This is a genomic window from Fructobacillus sp. ESL1117, assembly GCF_058508565.1.
This window is the reverse complement of the sequence record NZ_CP196385.1, coordinates 35,635-52,794: the sequence shown is the minus strand read 5'-3', so window position 1 is coordinate 52,794 and position 17,160 is coordinate 35,635. Positions and strand designations below refer to the sequence as shown.

Annotated in this window: 17 protein-coding genes; 4 read left to right on the top strand and 13 right to left on the bottom strand. The window is 45.2% G+C overall.

Annotation, left to right across the window (positions count from 1 at the left end; genetic code table 11):
* Position 1: 1 nt before the first annotated feature.
* The 4 genes from clpX to pepV all read right to left on the bottom strand — a co-directional run bounded on the left by clpX (position 2) and on the right by pepV (position 5,316).
* On the bottom strand, positions 2–1,255 hold the full coding sequence (gene clpX / locus ACSYSH_RS00275) for an ATP-dependent Clp protease ATP-binding subunit ClpX (RefSeq protein ID WP_489816536.1): 1,254 nt from the start codon (positions 1,253–1,255) through the stop codon (positions 2–4).
* A gap of 131 nt (positions 1,256–1,386) precedes the next feature.
* Positions 1,387–2,679: a trigger factor gene (gene tig, locus ACSYSH_RS00270; RefSeq protein ID WP_252774189.1), complete on the bottom strand. Its 1,293-nt coding sequence runs from the start codon at positions 2,677–2,679 to the stop codon at positions 1,387–1,389.
* 311 nt (positions 2,680–2,990) lie between these two features.
* Positions 2,991–3,686, bottom strand: a complete 696-nt coding sequence (locus ACSYSH_RS00265) for a hypothetical protein (protein ID WP_491702103.1) — start codon at positions 3,684–3,686, stop codon at positions 2,991–2,993.
* Between the two features lie 211 nt (positions 3,687–3,897).
* Entirely contained in the window at positions 3,898–5,316 is a 1,419-nt protein-coding gene (pepV, locus tag ACSYSH_RS00260) for a dipeptidase PepV (protein WP_491702104.1), read from the bottom strand.
* 114 nt (positions 5,317–5,430) lie between these two features.
* Here pepV and ACSYSH_RS00255 point away from each other — a divergent pair, with 114 nt between their 5' ends.
* A complete protein-coding gene (locus ACSYSH_RS00255) occupies positions 5,431–6,264 on the top strand; it encodes an NAD(P)H-hydrate dehydratase (protein WP_491702105.1) in 834 nt (277 codons plus the stop codon).
* A gap of 53 nt (positions 6,265–6,317) precedes the next feature.
* Positions 6,318–7,133 carry an exodeoxyribonuclease III gene (locus ACSYSH_RS00250; protein WP_252774194.1) on the top strand — a complete coding sequence of 272 codons (816 nt, stop codon included), beginning with the start codon at positions 6,318–6,320 and terminating at the stop codon, positions 7,131–7,133.
* A 341-nt stretch (positions 7,134–7,474) separates the two neighbouring features.
* Here ACSYSH_RS00250 and ACSYSH_RS00245 read toward each other — a convergent pair whose 3' ends face one another.
* Genes ACSYSH_RS00245 through tsaE form a run of 3 tightly spaced genes read right to left on the bottom strand, consistent with a single transcriptional unit; the run spans position 7,475 to position 8,999 of the window.
* Positions 7,475–8,008, bottom strand: a complete 534-nt coding sequence (locus ACSYSH_RS00245) for a 3'-5' exonuclease (RefSeq protein ID WP_252774195.1) — start codon at positions 8,006–8,008, stop codon at positions 7,475–7,477.
* A complete protein-coding gene (locus ACSYSH_RS00240) occupies positions 8,008–8,544 on the bottom strand; it encodes a GNAT family N-acetyltransferase (protein WP_489816345.1) in 537 nt (178 codons plus the stop codon). The genes ACSYSH_RS00245 and ACSYSH_RS00240 overlap by 1 nt, the downstream gene beginning before the upstream one ends.
* A complete protein-coding gene (gene tsaE, locus ACSYSH_RS00235; protein ID WP_252774197.1) occupies positions 8,541–8,999 on the bottom strand; it encodes a tRNA (adenosine(37)-N6)-threonylcarbamoyltransferase complex ATPase subunit type 1 TsaE in 459 nt (152 codons plus the stop codon). The genes ACSYSH_RS00240 and tsaE overlap by 4 nt, the downstream gene beginning before the upstream one ends.
* A 142-nt stretch (positions 9,000–9,141) precedes the next feature.
* On the opposite strand from tsaE, the gene budA reads away from it, so the two are divergent.
* Positions 9,142–9,852 carry an acetolactate decarboxylase gene (gene budA / locus ACSYSH_RS00230; RefSeq protein WP_489816344.1) on the top strand — a complete coding sequence of 237 codons (711 nt, stop codon included), beginning with the start codon at positions 9,142–9,144 and terminating at the stop codon, positions 9,850–9,852.
* Positions 9,853–9,915: 63 nt separating this feature from the next.
* On the opposite strand, the gene queA is transcribed toward budA, so the two are convergent.
* The 4 genes from queA to murI form a co-directional block, all read right to left on the bottom strand.
* Entirely contained in the window at positions 9,916–10,977 is a 1,062-nt protein-coding gene (gene queA / locus ACSYSH_RS00225; RefSeq protein WP_252774199.1) for a tRNA preQ1(34) S-adenosylmethionine ribosyltransferase-isomerase QueA, read from the bottom strand.
* A 108-nt stretch (positions 10,978–11,085) separates the two neighbouring features.
* Positions 11,086–12,144, bottom strand: coding sequence for a Holliday junction branch migration DNA helicase RuvB (gene ruvB, locus ACSYSH_RS00220; protein ID WP_489816535.1), 1,059 nt, complete (start codon positions 12,142–12,144; stop codon positions 11,086–11,088).
* A gap of 96 nt (positions 12,145–12,240) precedes the next feature.
* A complete protein-coding gene (locus ACSYSH_RS00215; protein ID WP_491702106.1) occupies positions 12,241–12,846 on the bottom strand; it encodes an XTP/dITP diphosphatase in 606 nt (201 codons plus the stop codon).
* Positions 12,847–12,925: 79 nt separating this feature from the next.
* Entirely contained in the window at positions 12,926–13,759 is an 834-nt protein-coding gene (murI, locus tag ACSYSH_RS00210; RefSeq protein ID WP_489816342.1) for a glutamate racemase, read from the bottom strand.
* Between the two features lie 97 nt (positions 13,760–13,856).
* Between murI and ACSYSH_RS00205 the strand changes: the two genes are divergently transcribed.
* Complete coding sequence (locus ACSYSH_RS00205) at positions 13,857–14,726, top strand: YslB family protein (RefSeq protein WP_491702107.1); 870 nt, start codon at positions 13,857–13,859, stop codon at positions 14,724–14,726.
* 89 nt (positions 14,727–14,815) lie between these two features.
* Here ACSYSH_RS00205 and ACSYSH_RS00200 read toward each other — a convergent pair whose 3' ends face one another.
* Together ACSYSH_RS00200 and ACSYSH_RS00195 are read right to left on the bottom strand one after the other, a co-directional pair.
* On the bottom strand, positions 14,816–16,174 hold the full coding sequence (locus tag ACSYSH_RS00200; RefSeq protein ID WP_252774203.1) for a DEAD/DEAH box helicase: 1,359 nt from the start codon (positions 16,172–16,174) through the stop codon (positions 14,816–14,818).
* A 25-nt stretch (positions 16,175–16,199) separates the two neighbouring features.
* Entirely contained in the window at positions 16,200–17,159 is a 960-nt protein-coding gene (locus ACSYSH_RS00195) for a DHH family phosphoesterase (RefSeq protein ID WP_491702108.1), read from the bottom strand.
* Position 17,160 lies beyond the last annotated feature (1 nt).

Genomic DNA, 17,160 nt, shown 5'->3' with positions numbered 1-17,160 from the left:
CTTAGTCCTTTTCATCTTTCTTCAAAACCAGATTAGGCGCCTTACCAGACGTTACAGACGCCTTAGTGATTACGACCTTTTCAATATCATTACGGCTTGGAATATCAAACATCGTATCCTTCATGACGTTTTCAATAATTGAACGCAAACCACGGGCACCAGTACCACGTTCGATGGCCAAATTAGCCATCGCCGACAGGGCAGCCGGCTGGAATTCTAACTCCACATCATCCAATCCAAGCAGTGCCTGGTACTGCTTAACCAAGGCGTTCTTTGGCTGTGTCAAGATATGGGTCAAATCCTCGACCGTCAACTCATCTAAGACCGTGATAATGGGCAAACGACCAATAAATTCTGGAATCAAACCAAACTTTGTCAGATCTTCCGGTTCAACATTTTTCAAAACATTGGGCTGATCCAAGGCCTTAGCTTGGTCAGTTGTACTTGAACCAAAGCCAATTACTCGGCTGCCCAAACGTTCCTTAATCAATGTATCTAGACCAGCAAAGGCCCCACCGACGATAAAGAGAATGTTGGTGGTATCAACTTGGATTAGCTCCTGTTGTGGGTGCTTTCGGCCGCCTTGTGGTGGCACGGAAGCAATCGTTCCTTCCAACATCTTCAGCAACGCCTGTTGAACGCCTTCGCCTGAAACATCACGGGTAATCGAAACGTTTTCTGATTTTTTAGCAATCTTATCAATTTCATCGACATAGATGATTCCACGTTGAGCAGATTCAACATCAAAATCAGCAGCCTGCAAAAGCTTGAGCAAGATGTTTTCGACGTCTTCACCAACGTAACCGGCTTCCGTCAACGTCGTTGCATCGGCAATGGCAAACGGAACTTGCAAAATCTTCGCCAATGACTGCGCCAAATAAGTCTTTCCTGACCCAGTTGGTCCTAGCAAAGCGATGTTTGACTTTTGTAATTCAACATCTGTCGTCTTCAAAGCGTTTTCATTAACACGCTTGTAGTGGTTATAGACAGCCACTGCCAAAGTCTTCTTGGCATCTTCTTGGCCAATCACGTAATCGTTCAAATTTTCAACGATTTCCTTTGGTGTGGGTAAAGTCAGCTGCTCAGACTGTTGGTCCACTCGCATCTCTTCTTGGATAATTTGATCAGCCAATGCGATGCACTCATTACAAATATATAATCCATCAGGACCAGCGACTAGTTTCTTGACTTCATCAGCATCCTTACCACAAAAAGAGCAGTGGACTGGAGTGGTTTCATTGGGTGTTTGGACCATAGTATCCCCCTCGATATCGTCTTTCTTCGGCATTAGCACTCGCTTGCCGGCTTGTTCAACAAGAACAGCTGCCTAAAGTAGTAGAGTAGGCTATGTAAGAAAAAAAGCCCAACCGGGCTCTTTTTAGTGGCTTACTTTGCCTTGGCAGATGAAACAATCTTGTCAACGACTGCCTTCATAGCAATGTCGTGCTTCAACAAATCATCTGACAATGATTGCTTAACTTGTTCTTCTGAAATATTGTATTGATCAGCCAATGACTTAACTTCGGCAGCAACTTCATCAGCGCTTGGATCAATCTTTTCGGCCTTAACAATCGCTTCCAAAACCAAGTTTGTCTTGACGCGGTTGTCAGCACCTTCTTCAAATTGCTTGTGGAATGATTCCTGAGTTTGACCAGAAATCTGGAAGAACATTTCTGGTGAAATGCCTTGTTGTTGCAATTGAGCCAAGTATTGTTGCATTTGACGATCAACGTCTTCGTGAATCATCTCTTCTGGCAGCTTGCCACCAACAACTTCAGCATTGTCAACTGCAGCTTGCACAGCAGCATCTTCGAAAGCATCCTTAGCTGCTTCGTCACGTGCTTCTTGCAAGTTCTTCTTTGTCTTTTCCTTCAATTCAGCCAAAGTTTCAACGTCTTCATCAACGTCCTTGGCGAATTCGTCATCCAAATCAGGCAATGACTTGCGCTTGATTTCGTGAAGCTTGACTTCAAACAAAGCTTCCTTGCCAGCCAAGTCCTTAGCTTGATATTCTTCGGGGAAAGTAACCTTAACGTCAACATCGTCGCCGGCTACGTGACCAACCAATTGGTCTTCAAACCCTGGGATAAATGAACCTGAGCCCAATTCCAAAGAATAATCCTTAGCTTGTCCACCATCAAAGTGGTCACCGTCAACAGAACCGTCAAAGTCAATGACAACAGTGTCGCCATTTTCAGCCTTTGTGCCGGCTTCTTGCAAAACCAATTCAGCTTGGTTTTCTTGTTGGCGCTTAATTTCAGCATCAACTTCTTCATCTGATACAGTGGCGTCTTGCTTTTCCACAGACAAACCAGTGTAATCACCCAACTTGATTTCAGGGGCAACGGCTACTTCAGCCTTCATTTGCCAGTCAGCACCCTTGTCCATTGAAACTGGAATGATGTCGGGGCGACCAACAACTGTGATGCCTTGTTCAGCAACAGCTGCATCATAAGCGGCTGGCAAAACGATATCCATGACATCTTGGTACAATGCTTCTTCACCAAACTTTTGCATGAACAATGACATTGGTACCTTACCCTTACGGAATCCGGGTACGGCAATTTGATTCTTGTTCTTGTCAAATGCTGGCTTCAAGGCCTTTTGTACATCAGCTTGAGCAATTGAAAATTCTAGTGTACCGCGGTTTGCATCCGCAGCAGCTGTCCATTTAGACATGTTAAATCCTCCAAAAATAAGTTCTATATAATTTTAGACCAAATGACTGATTTTATCAAGGCCGGCGACCAAGATGCTGATGGCGGTTAGCAAGGAATAGCAATGATTGATTGGCCTTCCACCAACTTCTACTCAAAAACTAGACCAAAAAATGCGCTGCCTAAATATTTTTCAACTCTGCTTAACTAACCAACGCTTGCCCAATGGCGGATTCTTCTATCATTTTTAACACAAAAACTGCGATTGCTTGAATCGCGACTTTGTTTAATATTTTTCCCTTTTGATCCAGACAATAAATTTTCTTGCCCTCATCATTCAACAAATTCACCCTCAACACCCGAGTCCATGTTACCAAAGACATTTAAATCAAAGACGCGATCAAATTCTTCTACGTTGTCGGGATAATCGTTGCTGCCCTCGATGGCCAAGACTTCCATGCCGTGATTGAAGTAAATGCGTACACTCCACTGAGTCCCATCCATCACGCTTTCATCCACGTACTTTTCCTCCCAACTACCAACCCGAAGGTCCTTCATGGCCTGAAAGAAATCCATCTTGGCCATCAATCGCTGACTTTTAAAGTTTAAATCATCAGTTTCATCCGTCCCCATTTTGACAAAATAACTAGAAGCGATGAGGTCATCCCCAACCACAGTAAAGGTGTTATTCTGTTGCCCCCACATGTAGTCACCAGTAATAACCTCCATCTTATCAATCGTCTCAATTTTATGATTAAAGCCAGTTTCACGCAGGTCAGTTTCCATTAAGGGATAGGATCCCCCATGGGAAATCAGTTCCGCTTTTTTCTCAATCAAATGCTCGTAAACCTGGTCTAATGCCATTATTTTTCCGTCAGTCCGTAACAACTCTTCTGGTGTCAAACCCACAAAGCTCCGACGTGATTGACGCATCTTTTGCCAGTAATTTTGAATTTCTTCGATTTCACTAACCAGGTCATCGTTTTCATGACGATGGTTATATTCATGAAAAAAATCTTCTACTCTCATCTCACTAACTCCCTCAACTCTCTCTAAATCGAATTAGGTTCATTATATGAAAATCAAAAAACGGTGCTTTTATTTTTTACATGCAAAGCGGTTACATTTCAAAGACAATTATTATTAACCAAAATAAAAAGCCAGACAAAAGTCTGACTTTGATTCCGTGTCATTAGTAAACAAGATTGAACTTTCAGAACGTGTAGCACTTTACTAATTTTTATTCAGGCAAATTAGCTAAGTCAACAATGGCTTGACCATAGATTCCCATTGAACGCACAAGGTCATCAACCAAGGCAAATTCTCCAACTTGGTGCATCGTATCTGGTGAATCGGGGAACAAAGCACCAAAGGCTACTCCGCGCTCCATCAACCGACCATAGGTGCCACCACCAATTACTTGGTCATGTGCTTTTAGACCAGTTTGCTCGTGGTAAATGCTCAACAAAGTTTTTACGACTGGATCCTCAGGCGAAACGTAGTGTGGCACTTGAGCATGACCACCAATCTTAGCTAAATAATCCCAGGCTGGCATTGCCTTTGCCAACTTTTCCTCGATGAATGCTGGTTCGATTCCCTTTGGATAGCGGAAGTTAAAGTTAATGTAAACACCCTCTTCCAAATCGAACTTTTGAATTCCAACGTTCATTGACAAGGCACCCATCACATCGTCAACATGGTTGACACCTAATTTTTGACCAGTTGGATCATCGTGTGACAAGTCCCCCAAGTAAGCAAGGAAGTGAGCAGCTGTGCCCCCAAAGTCATATTGCATCAAGAATTTTGCCAAGTAAGTTCCGGCGTTTTCACCCGTCTCAGGCAAAGAACCGTGGACCTGCTTACCAAAGACCTCAAAGGACAACTGCCCCCCGTCTGTGGTCACGATTCCAGATACCTGGGAATTATCAGTCAAGAAGGCTGCAAAATCAGCTTCAACCTGATCAGTGGCAAGGCCTGCTACAGCAGCGCGAGCAACACCTGGTACCATGTTCGTCCGAATCCCTGACTCAAATGAGAGCAACTGAGCAGCATCCCCGTTAGTTGCTTTCGAAGTGATATTCACCTGCAAGTTTCCTTTTTCACCGTTAATAATTGGGTATTCGGCATCAGGCGAAAAACCATAGGCGGGTGCCGGTTCAACCTCGAAGTAGCGCGTCATTCCAGTCCAATCGTTTTCCTCATCAGTACCGAAAATCAAGCGAACACGACGCTTCAATGGCAAGTTTAAATCACGAATCATCTTAAACCCATAATAAGCAGCCAAACCAGGTCCCTTATCATCAGAAGCCCCACGGGCAATCACTTTACCGTCTTCAATAACGGGATCAAAAGGGTCCGTTTCCCAACCTTCACCAGCAGGCATGACGTCCACGTGAGAAAGCAAAGCGACATATTCATCAGCATCCTTTGGACCAATTTCAATGTAACCAGCTAAGTTATCAATGTTCTTAGTCGTGAAGCCGTCTCGGTCGGCCAAGGTCAAAATGTGAACCAGCGCATCCTTTGGACCGGGTCCTAACGGTGCATCCGCCGTCTTCTTGCTATCGTCACGAACAGAAGGAATTTTCAAAAATTCCTTCAAATCAGCCAAGTAAGCCTGTTCTTCTTCCTTAGCTTTTGCCTGCCAATCAATCATCAAAGACCTCCTTGTGGGAAGTGACCAAAGTCGCTCTCACCTTTTTCATTATTTTCTCATTAAGTTATTTTCATTATACACATCTTAGGCGTAAAATGCTTAGCAGAGAGGTGAAAAATGATTAAATTAACTGAGAAAATCGTGCAAGAAGTCATTCAAGTTCGACCACGCCAATCACATAAAGGTACTTTTGGCAAAATTTTAATCGTCGCGGGTAACCAAGACCTAGGCGGGGCAGCCATTATGAACGCCCAGGCCGCCGTCTTTGGCGGCGCTGGTTTAGTCACGGTGGCAACCGACCCCGTTAATAAAACAGCCCTTCACGCCCGCTTGCCCGAGGCTATGGTCGTTGACTACCATCAGGACCTATCAAATTTAATTGCCGGTGTGGACGTTGTCCTCATTGGTTCTGGTTTAGGAAATGAATTAACCATTTTAAAGCAAGTCCTAAAAGAGCTCACCGACAAGCATAAGGTTATTTTAGATGGATCAGCCTTGACCATGATGGCACAGGAAAACCTGCCCCTACCACAGGGACAAATTATCCTAACGCCCCATCAAATGGAATGGCAACGTTTTGGTCAAGTGGCCATCGCTGACCAAGCAAAAGAAGACAATAACTGGGAGGCCCTTGTTGCCATGAATCCTGAACCAATTTTGGTTTTGAAGTCTGACCAGACTCAGGTATACTTGGAAAATGAGCTTTACCAACTGACTGTTGGTGGCCCCTACCAGGCAACCGGTGGCATGGGTGATACGCTCGCCGGCATCATTGCAGCCTTTGTTGCACAATTTCAAGACACAAAGAAAGCCGTTTTGGCAGCCGTCTACAGTCATTCAGCGATTGCAGAGCGTTTAGCAGAGACGGCCTACGTAACCTTGCCAACCGAAATTGCTCAGGCCCTCCCTGCCTTTATGAAGGAAATGGCCGACCATAACCCGCCCTTGTAACCAGCAAAGTGGGCTTACCCTCAACCAAAATCAGCAAAGGATACTGAGACCTAATGAAATTTATTTCGTGGAATATCGACTCCATTAACGCCGCCGTCGAACACAGTTCAGACCGTGGCAAGATGACCTGGGACGTTTTATCTAATTTGGCTGCCGCAAAGCCTGATGTCCTCGCCATCCAGGAAACAAAACTGAAAGAGTCCGGCTTAACGAAAAAGCACTTAGCCGCCCTGACTGAACTCTTCCCGGATTATCACTTTTACACCAACTCATCAACAGCCAGAAAATCCTACGCTGGTACCATGATGATTGCTAAAGAAGAGCCAATTGCCGTTGACTACCCAACGATTGGTGCTCCTGGTGAAATGGACCAAGAAGGACGAATCGTCACCCTTGAATACAAGGAATTCTTTGTTTCGACGGTCTACACACCCAATGCCGGTTCAAAATTAGACCGACTGGAGGATCGTCAGGCGTGGGATGATGCTTACCGGGACTATATTGATGATTTAAATGTGAAAAAACCTGTCATTTTTTCTGGTGATTTTAATGTTGCCCACGAAGAGATTGACCTCAAGCACCCAAGTACCAACCATCATTCTGCTGGCTTTACAGACGAGGAACGCCAAAAGTTCACCTTGTTACTAAATGCCGGTTACACCGATATCATGCGCGCCAAGAACCCTGGGCAAGCAGGTATCTATACATGGTGGGCACAACGGGTGAAAACATCTAAGATTAACAACTCTGGTTGGCGGATTGACTATTACTTGGTTTCAAACCGGATTGCTGATAAGGTTCAAGCAATCAAGGTCGTCGATACCGGTGCTAGACAGGACCATGCTCCAATTGAATTAACCATCGACTGATAACAATAAAGCAGACTCCATGATTGGAATCTGCTTTTTTACATTTTGTTTAGGCGCCTTTGTCAATCGGTTATCAAAACTCACCAAAATGCTAAGACAACTCCTACGGGTAGGGGCTAATCCTTTCTCAGGATACTTGGGGTTATGGTTTTAAAAACCATAGTCACTGTACCCTCGCCAGGATTGCCACCAACTGCACTTGCTTAGATACCAATACTATGGCAGCAAAGCTGCTATCCTGCGGTTTATAGGGAACTAACTCGTTAAACTATTGATTGAAAAATTTATTTAAAAAAATGGTACGCCGTTACTAACCGCTTAAACAGCACAGTTAACACACTTTATTGATTACGAACATATTCTTTTAGGACCTGATTTCCAAAAAGCTCACTTTGGTAAATCAAAATCTCCGCACAAGCCAAAGAATCCTCTAGCGCATTATGGTGGTGGTCCAAACGAATGTTCAAAGCAGCAGAAACCGTGTTGAGTTTATGGTTTTGCAAATCAGGCAAGAGGCGACGCGAGGTTTGCACAGTATCCAACAGTTGATAATGAGCTTCTGGCAGGCCGTAATAGTCTAAGCAGGCCCGTAAAACCGAGGCATCAAAATTGGCATTATGCGCCACCACGAGTTTTTCTTCAGTAAATAACGGCGCAATTGTTGGCCAAATTTCTGCAAATGTGGGCGCATTGACAACGTCCTTTGGATAAATGCCATGAATTTGCGAATTTCGCGCTGAAAATGGCGTTGGTGATTTAATTAAAGAATAAAATTGGTCCACCACCTGGTTGTCACGAACGACAACCAAAGCAAGTGAAACAGCTGAATGGCGCTGGTTGTTGGCTGTTTCAAAATCAAAAGCGACAAAATTCATTAGAACAGTAACTCCATTTTTACAAGGTTGGCCTGGCGGCCAGACCGTAATTCAATTGGCTCAGGTTCCTCACCGACTTCTGTGAAACCAAGCTTTTTGTACAAATGACGAGCAACCTGATTTTCCAGGTCGACATCTAACCACAGACGGTCATAACCAGCCTCTTCGGCCCAAACGACCATCGCTGCCAGCGTTGATTGGCCCAGTCCGTGGCCCTGAAAGGCGGCCAAAATCGCCAAACCAACTTCACCATCGGCAATTGAAGCCATACCGATGGCAACCGCGTCACCGCCTTCTTCATCTCCCAATGGTTTAGCCCAGATCAACCAGGTCTTAGCGGGTCGGTCATCATTTTTCAAATCAGCTGCAGCAACTGCCGATTGATCAGACGCTGCTAATGAATCACGAACTTCAGCTAATTCAAAAGTATCTGATTCCTGTTTAAGCTGAGTCAATAAATCTTGGGCAGCTTGAGCCTGTTGCAGGTCCAAGCCAAGCATTGAGTACTCATAGTGGTCAAATTGTGCTGCAATCATCCGTGTAAGTCCTCCTCAATTTGCGTGGCTTGGCCCACCCCCAAAACCGCAATTTGACGGCCAGAGTCTGTGCCAACCATGCGGGTAAAGGTCATTTCTAAGCGATCATTTGGCAAAAGATCCGCCATGTACTGGGGCCACTCAATTAACGTGACACCATCAGTACCCAGATAGTCTTCAAATCCCTGGTCGGCTGCGCCCATATTTTCAAGACGATAAGCGTCAAAATGATAAAGGGGAATCCGACCTTCTTCATAAGTATTCAAGATATTAAAAGTCGGACTTTTAACCCGACTCGTAATGCCCAAGGCCTGAGCCAATCCCTGGGTAAAGGTCGTCTTACCGGCACCTAAGTCGCCTTTTAGCGTCACTACCAGGCCGGGGTAAACGAGTTTGGCTAATTGCTCGGCCAACGCCTGGGTTTCTTTTGGATTGTTCGTCTGATAGCTTTTCATATTCCATATTATAACACTGTCATTTAGCTGAACACTGGGCACTTTGTTGGTTTTGTGTCCTGATTTTAAAAATTTCTTGTCAGTCCCCTAGTTGATAGGAGTACAATAAAAATAATCAAAAGAATTGAAAGGATTTTTACGAATGTCAAAAACAACTTTATTTCAAGTTGGCACGATGCAGCTTCTTGCTAACGGCCTCTTAGACGGGACAATGTCCATCCACGACCTCCTGCAACACGGTGACTTTGGAATTGGTACTGGTCAGGGCCTCGATGGCGAACTGATTATCTTAGATGGTCAAGCCTACCACACCTTGGTTTCTGGCAAATCTGAAACCCCAGATGAAAGCTTCAGTTCCCCATTTGCTGCTGCTCACCATGGTGATTTTCAAGATTTTGGAACAGCGGAAAGTGCTGATTTGGAAGTCGTTTTGCAAAATGCCATCGACAAATTACAGGCACAAAATCAGTTTGCAGCTTTCTTGGTCGAAGGTGAATTTGAAACCATGACGACTCGCTCAGCTGCTGGTAGCCAGAAGCCATATCCGTCCCTAACCGAAGCCGCTGAAAAGCAACAGGTTTTCCATGGTTCAAAGGTCTCGGGTCGACTTCTTTCCTACTATGCTCCGGCCATCTATCAAGGCGTGACCGTAGCTGGATTCCATTCCCACTTCCTTTCTAACGACCACGACCTTGCTGGCCATGTTTTAACCGGAAAAGTTTTGTCAGCCACCGTTAAGGTCCAAAAATTCGATACTATCGAACAGGTCTTACCAACTGAAAACCCTGATTTTAAGGCCGCTGATTTAACTGACTTGACCATGGTTCACAAAGCCATCGAAGCAGCTGAATAAGTTCCCTAAAAGACATGTAAATCAATAAAAAAGCAGTTGCCGTGGCAACTGCTTTTTTTATTTTTACTTATGAATAAACATCGCATCCCCAAAGGAGAAGAAGCGATATTGAGCCTCAACTGCATGACGATATGCATTCAAAATGTTCTCCCGACCAGTAAAAGCTGCAACCAACATCACCAACGTCGACTTTGGCAAATGGAAGTTCGTGATAAAGGCATCAACAACCCGCCACTGATAACCAGGTTTAATAAAGATCTCCGTCCAACCAGAATCAGCCTGAAGTTGACCATCAAATTTTGAACCAATCGTTTCCAACGTTCGAATTGACGTCGTCCCGGTAGCAACGATCCGCCCACCCTGCTTGCGAACCTTATTCAACGTGGCTGCTGCTTCAGCGCTCAATTGATAAAATTCAGAATGCATCTGATGGTCTTCAATATTTTCCTCTTCCACTGGTCGGAAGGTTCCCAAACCAACGTGCAAGGTCAATTCCACTAATTCAACGCCCTTTGCAGCAACCTTTTGCAGCAATTCTGGTGTCCAGTGCAGGCCGGCAGTGGGGGCCGCAGCCGAGCCATCAACCTTGGAGTAAACAGTTTGATAGCGCTCTTGGTCTGCCAATTTTTCCTTAATGTAGGGTGGCAAGGGCATTTCCCCCAACTCGTTCAAACGTTCCATAAAAATGCCAGCATAGGAAAACTCAACATAGCGACCACCATGTTCCAATTCGCCAACAATCGTCGCCGTCATCACGGGATTTTCTGGATCATCACCAAAAACGATCGTTGAACCAATTGGTGATTTTTTAGCTGGTTTGACCAAAGTTTCCCAGACATCTCCATGGTCTTGACGCAATAATAGGACTTCAGCATGGCCACCTGTTTCTGGGCGAATCCCGTGTAACCGGGCTGGCAAAACTCGTGAATTATTCATCACTAAAGCATCGCCTGGGTTCAAATAGTCCAAAATGTCATAAAAATGTCGGTCCTCATAGGCCCCCGTTTTTGCATTCAACACTAAGAGCCGGGAAGTATCGCGTTGTTTTAATGGTGTTTGCGCAATTAATTCTTGGGGCAAGTCGTAGTCAAAATCTGATAATTGATAGTGCTTTTCTTCTGTCATAAATCTCTTTTAAATTCTTTTATTCATCAGCCAGCAGGCTGATAGCGTTCATACTTTTGAGCAAAATATACTCTGGTCCAAAGACTTGGCCGATCAAAGACGAGCAAATCAGTCTTTTGGTTGGGGCATCGGCCGACCCAGATGCTGGTAGGCTGCTTTTGTCACTACCCGGCCTCTTGGAGTTCGACGAATAAAGCCCAACTGCAAGAGGTACGGCTCCACCATCGACTCCAAAGTATCGGCTTCTTCGCCAATATTAGCAGCAATGGTTGAAAGGCCCACTGGCCCACCATGATAGAAATCCATCATCGCATTTAGTAACTTGTGGTCTGTATCATCGAGGCCTTTTTGATCAACCCGTAGCTTATCTAGAGCTGTTTCCACCAAGTCCGTATCAATTGCTTCTTTTCCAGCAACCTGAGCAAAGTCCCGCACCCGCTTCAACAACCGATTGGCAATTCGCGGTGTTCCTCGTGACCGCGAGGCGACGGCATAGGCACCTTCCTTGGTGATTGGTGCCTCGAAGATATCAGCCGTCCGAACTACAATTTGCTGCAAATCTTCAGGTTGATAATATTCGAGCGAATTAATAATCCCAAAGCGATCACGCAAAGGCTTGGAAAGCATCCCGGGCCGAGTCGTTGCACCGACTAATGTAAACGGTGGTAAAGGAAAATGAACGGCTCTGGCAGTCGGTCCCTGGCCCACCATGATATCAATAAAGTAATCTTCCATGGCAGAATACAGCATTTCCTCAATCGTCGTTGGCAGGCGGTGGATTTCATCAATAAAAAGCACATCCCCCGGCTCGAGCCCATTGAGCAAGGCAACCAAATCGCCACCTTTTTCAATCGCTGGCCCAGAGGCTGTCTTCAGATGCACGCCCAATTCATTGGCAATAATCATTGCCAAGGTCGTCTTGCCTAATCCTGGCGGTCCAAAGAGTAGAACATGGTCAAGGGCTTCTTCACGCATCTTGGCAGCTTGGAGGTAAACCGCCAACTCCTCTTTTAATGACTTTTGACCAATATATTCCCGTAGGTACTTGGGTCGCAAGGAGAGCTCATCTTGCTGTTCCCTGGCGTTTTCTGCCGCATCACGCAGCAATGCATCCGTCTCATTTTGGCCTTCAAACCAAGTATTAAATTGTGGGTTTTCATCACTCATATCATTACTATTATAGCGCATTTGCTCGCCTCCTTTCCTACTTGCTTAGCAAAATAAAAGACGGCCAATTCTGGTCGTCTTCTCAAAGCAAAGATCTTACTGCTTTAGCCAAGCCGGTAACGCCTTGACTAACTTTTCTAGAGCCCGACCTCGGTGTGAAATCAGGTTCTTCTCAGCCACCGTTAATTGGGCAAAAGTCTTCTGTAGTGGTTCATAATAAAAAATCGGATCGTAACCAAATTTGTTGTCGCCAATTTCTGTCTCCGTGATTTGCCCATCGACATGGCCACTAACAACTAAAGATTCTTTACCAGGACCAATCAGTTCGAGTACGGTCGTGAATTGTGCTTGACGTTCCTGCCCGCCTTTTCCAGCTAACTTAGCCAAAACTTTAGCATTATTTGCATCATCATCGTGATCACCCGCATAGCGAGCCGAATAAACCCCTGGTTCGCCTTTTAAGGCTGCAACCGTTAACCCAGAGTCATCGGCTATGATATAGTCATCTGGATAGACAATCGCAAGAGCAGTCGTCTTTTTATGAACGTTTTCTGCAAAAGTTTTGCCATCTTCAATAATTTCAGGAACCTCATCCAAGTCCTCTAAAGATAAAATATCCCAGTCCAAATCCAGCTTGGCCAAGGCCTCCTTTATTTCTTGAACCTTATGGGCGTTGCCAGTTGCGATAATTAAGCGCGTCATCTTTGCTCCTTCTTTGACAAAATCAAGGTCATTTTTTTCTAACAGATGGTCATCTGTTTGCTGGTTACTAATGCTGCAATCAGTCCGTTGCTGGTAGATTCAGGTGGGTAAAATGCCAATCGTGTTTTGAACCCAACCATTGCTCGGCTATAGTTGAAAAAGTTGAAACCGGACCCGTTGTATATAGTTGGTATTGCTTGTTTTCTGGCCGAGCGGCCGGGTCGCTATCAGCCACCAAGTCCTGTTCTTTCAAAAGAACCGCTAATTTTTGCGCTGTGGCGACACCAGGATCAACCAGCGTTACCTCTGGTAGGGCCTGCTGAATGACATCGGCCAATAGCGGAAAGTGCGTGCAGCCAAGCACCAACGTGTCGATACCAGCCTCTTTGAGGGGCTGCAAATGTTCTTTAACAATTTCAGCTACCTCAGCATCTTGATAGCGGTTTTGTTCAACAAATTGGACAAAATCAGGCTCCGCCTGTGCAAAAACCTGACTACCCGGCGCCGCTGACTGAATTTCGGCCTGGTACTGACCTGAATCAACAGTTCCTTCAGTCGCAATCACACCAATTTTCTTCGTTTTGCTTGACAAAACGGCCGACTGGACACCAGAATCAATCACACCAATGACAGGAATTGTCAAGTCTTCTTGTAAGCCGGGCAAGGCGCAAGCAGTTGCTGTATTGCAGGCAATCACCAGCGCCTTAATGTCATGGGTTTCAAGCAAATAGTCAGCAATTTGTCTAGTAAAATCAGCGACTTCCTCTGATTCACGAGGACCGTAAGGCATTCTGGCTGTATCGCCAACATAAACGATAGCTTCTGCTGGCATGGATTGGACGGCAGCCTTTAAGACCGTTAAGCCGCCAACACCAGAGTCCATCATGCCAATTTTTTTTGTATTTTTCTTCATAATAATCCTATTATCTTCCCTTCAAAACAAATTGCAAGCCTTTGCCCCCGTTTAATCTGTCTTTTGCTATAATAACGGAAGAAAGGAATCTTTACTTATGTCAAATGCTCATTCTCAATCAAATAACGGTACAAATCAGACTGTTAGCGCTTTTGCCCCACTGCTCTTACGTGATGCCCTTTTGGCTAATATCTTAACCGATGATTATGCCAACATTACCTATTGGGCTGGTAAAGAGTTGGCCCGACAGTTTCCCGTGGAAACAAGTGCTGATTTACCAGCCTTCTTTGAAAAGGCCGCTTTTGGCGATTTAACAATCAAATACCAAAGCGATGACCAACAGCAATGGCTTCTTTCTGGTACCATGGTTGAAGACCGGCTGGCAACGAACCACCAAGCTGATTTTTCATTGGAAACCGGCTTCTTAGCACAACAACTTGAACTGCAAGAAGAAGTTGTTGCGGAAGGCACCTTCCAGGTTTCTGCTCGACAACAGATAGTAACGGTAAGAATTTTAACTGATATGTCTCATAAGATAAGCTCTTTAACCTCTTCGGAACAGGTTGCACTTCGTGACCGCTTCTTAGACAGAAGCGAAGAAATCGCCACTGAAGACATTGATACCGCCGAAACAATCACCGTTGATCGCCAAAGCACACCCGATGATGAACCAGCAATCCAAATCGGTGAAGTTGATCAGGCCGCATCAGAAGCCCCCGTTGAGGTCGAGCCAGCAGCATCTGCAGCATCCATTCAGTTAGAGCCAACGACATCGGTCGCTGCAGTGGCGACTGATTCAGTAGTATCCACAGCTCCGATTGAGATCACAGAACCAACGAGCGAACCAACCGACAGCCAGGTAGCCGATACACTTTCGGTCGAGCAGTCGATTACCAATTCATTATTGGCTTTTAGTCAAGAGCGACGCCAAAAGCTTAGCCAAAAAAATGATTCAAGCTTGAACTAATAAACCATTAACAAAAATAAAGAAAAGAACAGCAGCCCCAACAATTTTGCGGGTTGCTGTTCTTTTTAGTAAGCCAAAGCTAGTTAACCTTAGCCTTCCTTATTTTGACGACGCGTATTCCGGCGATCTTGACGAAGTTCGATTCGACGATCCATTTGACGCTTACGCTTAATCTTATTCTTAATTTGACGCTTATAGCCAGGCTTGATGTTCTTCTTCTTTTTCTTGACCATCCCAACCATTTCAGGGTCCAACTTATTAGTTGTTGCATGGCGCTGTGTCCGGGCCTTTCGATCCTTGACCGCCACGACTTCATCCCCACGAATCTGCTTATGAGCAAACTCGATACCGATTTTTTCCAACTCGGCAATGCGGTCTTCTTCATCAGGTCCATAAAGGGTCACAGCCGTTCCAGCCAGCCCATTGCGTCCCGTTCGACCAACACGGTGAACGAAGAATTCTAATTCGTCTGGCACACCATCATTAATGACATGCGAAACCCCTTCAATATCAATCCCACGAGCAGCTAGATCAGTCGCAACGACATATTGGTAATCCAGGTGCAAGACGCCCTTCATCGTTCGCCTTCGCTCACGTGGTGGAATATCGCCATGAATTTCGGCAACTTTGAGACCTCGGCCACGCAAATGTGCTGCTAATTCCTTAGCTCGTTCCTTCGTATTGGCGAAAATCAACGCCAAATAAGGATTGAAAATCGTCAGCAACTTATCGATAACCTCTTCCTTGTCCTTGGACTTAGTTGGCACCAACCAGTTGTCGATGGTATCGGCAATCGTCGCTTCCGTTGGAATTGTTTGGAAATCCGGATTGTCCAAATACTTCTTTAAGAACGGCTTCAACTTTTCTGGCATCGTTGCTGAAAAGACCAACGTTTGCAGGTCTTTTGGCATCGCACCGGCCAAGAAATCAACTTCGTTTAAGAAGCCCATATCAAGTGTCATATCCGCTTCGTCGACAACCAAAGTCCGCACCTGGTTAACAACCAAGGCCCCACTTTGAACCAAATCCTTTAACCGTCCCGGCGTTCCAACGACAATTTGCGCTTGGTGTTTTTCTAACTGGCGAACTTGGCGGGCCTTATCCGTCCCACCAACATATTCGGCAATAGAAACCTTCACCAATTCCATCTTTTCCGCAAATTCACGGGCAGCCTTTGCAATCTGAGCAGCCAATTCCCGTGATGGTGTCGTAATCACCACCTGGGTTTGATTCAATTCTGGTTGCAAGGCGTTAAAAATGGGTACCAAGAAAGTATGCGTCTTCCCAGACCCCGTCTGTGACTGACCGACAACATCCCCACCACGCAGGATTGTTGGAATCAAGCGCGCCTGGATAGGCGTTGGCTGGTCAAAACCAATCGCCTTTAAAGCCGAAAGGACTTCCGGCTTTAAATTGTATTCACCAAATTGTTGGTTTGTGTTTTTCATGTAAAATCCTTTAAATTTAATCGGCTTAGTCTGCCTTTAAAGCGCTATCAACTCGGTCAATCACCTTTTGAATATCCGCTTCATTATAAGCCCAGGCACCTGCAGCCATGGGATGTCCCCCACCATCAAAGTCTTGGGCAATGGTATTAATGATAACTGACCGAGAACGCAAGCGAACCCGGTAATCACCATTTTCTTGTTCTTCAAAGATGGCCCAGGCCTTCACCTTGTCAATCCGTGACGGAATGGAAACGACAAAAGAAGTCCCTGCATTACCAAGGTCAAAGCTATCAATCACATCCCGCTTTAGAATCACGTAGCCAAAGCCAGATGGTAACAAGTTAATATGTTGCATCACATAACCCGAAAACTTCACAGCATTTTCTGATAAAGTCGTCATCGCGTTATAAATTTTTTGATAGTCAAAGCCGTAGGTAATCAACTCACCGGCCACATCAAAGGTTTCTTGATCTAATGAATACATAAAGCGGCCGGTATCACCGATAATGCCGATATAAAGGTACCGAGCGGCCTTTTTTGTCATCTTCAAACCCTTGTCAGCCAAAGCTTGATAGAATTGATAAATTAGAACAGAGGTCGCTGAGGCTTCGTCTTCAACCCACTGCCAATCACCGTAAGGTTCCACATTGGGATGGTGGTCGATTTTGACAATTTCCAATCCATTGCGCCAACGTTGGTCATCGATGCGGGGGTCATTGGCGGTATCACAAACAATTACCAAAGCCTTCTTGTAAGCTGAATCAGGAATTTCATCAGCTAAAGGCTGACCATCCCCAATCCAAGCTAAACCAGGAATTTCTTTTCCAACGGCATAAATCTTTTTTTCAGGAAACGAAGCCTGCAAAATTGCTTGCAAGCCCAATTGTGACCCATAAGCATCCGGATCAGGTCGTTGGTGCCGATGAATAATAATAGTATCGTAACGTTTAATTTGTTCTAAAATATCTTCGTGAATTTTGGCCATA

Excerpts from the sequence above, each read along its gene's own strand:
- ACSYSH_RS00205 (WP_491702107.1), top strand. The coding sequence starts at position 13,857 with ATGTCAAATGCTCATTCTCAATCAAATAACGGTACAAATCAGACTGTT.
- queA (WP_252774199.1), bottom strand. The coding sequence starts at position 10,977 with ATGACAGAAGAAAAGCACTATCAATTATCAGATTTTGACTACGACTTG.
- ACSYSH_RS00250 (WP_252774194.1), top strand. The coding sequence starts at position 6,318 with ATGAAATTTATTTCGTGGAATATCGACTCCATTAACGCCGCCGTCGAA.
- ACSYSH_RS00215 (WP_491702106.1), bottom strand. The coding sequence starts at position 12,846 with ATGACGCGCTTAATTATCGCAACTGGCAACGCCCATAAGGTTCAAGAA.
- ACSYSH_RS00200 (WP_252774203.1), bottom strand. The coding sequence starts at position 16,174 with ATGAAAAACACAAACCAACAATTTGGTGAATACAATTTAAAGCCGGAA.
- ACSYSH_RS00195 (WP_491702108.1), bottom strand. The coding sequence starts at position 17,159 with ATGGCCAAAATTCACGAAGATATTTTAGAACAAATTAAACGTTACGAT.
- tig (WP_252774189.1), bottom strand. The coding sequence starts at position 2,679 with ATGTCTAAATGGACAGCTGCTGCGGATGCAAACCGCGGTACACTAGAA.
- ACSYSH_RS00255 (WP_491702105.1), top strand. The coding sequence starts at position 5,431 with ATGATTAAATTAACTGAGAAAATCGTGCAAGAAGTCATTCAAGTTCGA.
- ACSYSH_RS00245 (WP_252774195.1), bottom strand. The coding sequence starts at position 8,008 with ATGAATTTTGTCGCTTTTGATTTTGAAACAGCCAACAACCAGCGCCAT.
- ACSYSH_RS00240 (WP_489816345.1), bottom strand. The coding sequence starts at position 8,544 with ATGATTGCAGCACAATTTGACCACTATGAGTACTCAATGCTTGGCTTG.
- murI (WP_489816342.1), bottom strand. The coding sequence starts at position 13,759 with ATGAAGAAAAATACAAAAAAAATTGGCATGATGGACTCTGGTGTTGGC.
- clpX (WP_489816536.1), bottom strand. The coding sequence starts at position 1,255 with ATGGTCCAAACACCCAATGAAACCACTCCAGTCCACTGCTCTTTTTGT.
- ruvB (WP_489816535.1), bottom strand. The coding sequence starts at position 12,144 with ATGAGTGATGAAAACCCACAATTTAATACTTGGTTTGAAGGCCAAAAT.
- tsaE (WP_252774197.1), bottom strand. The coding sequence starts at position 8,999 with ATGAAAAGCTATCAGACGAACAATCCAAAAGAAACCCAGGCGTTGGCC.
- budA (WP_489816344.1), top strand. The coding sequence starts at position 9,142 with ATGTCAAAAACAACTTTATTTCAAGTTGGCACGATGCAGCTTCTTGCT.
- ACSYSH_RS00265 (WP_491702103.1), bottom strand. The coding sequence starts at position 3,686 with ATGAGAGTAGAAGATTTTTTTCATGAATATAACCATCGTCATGAAAAC.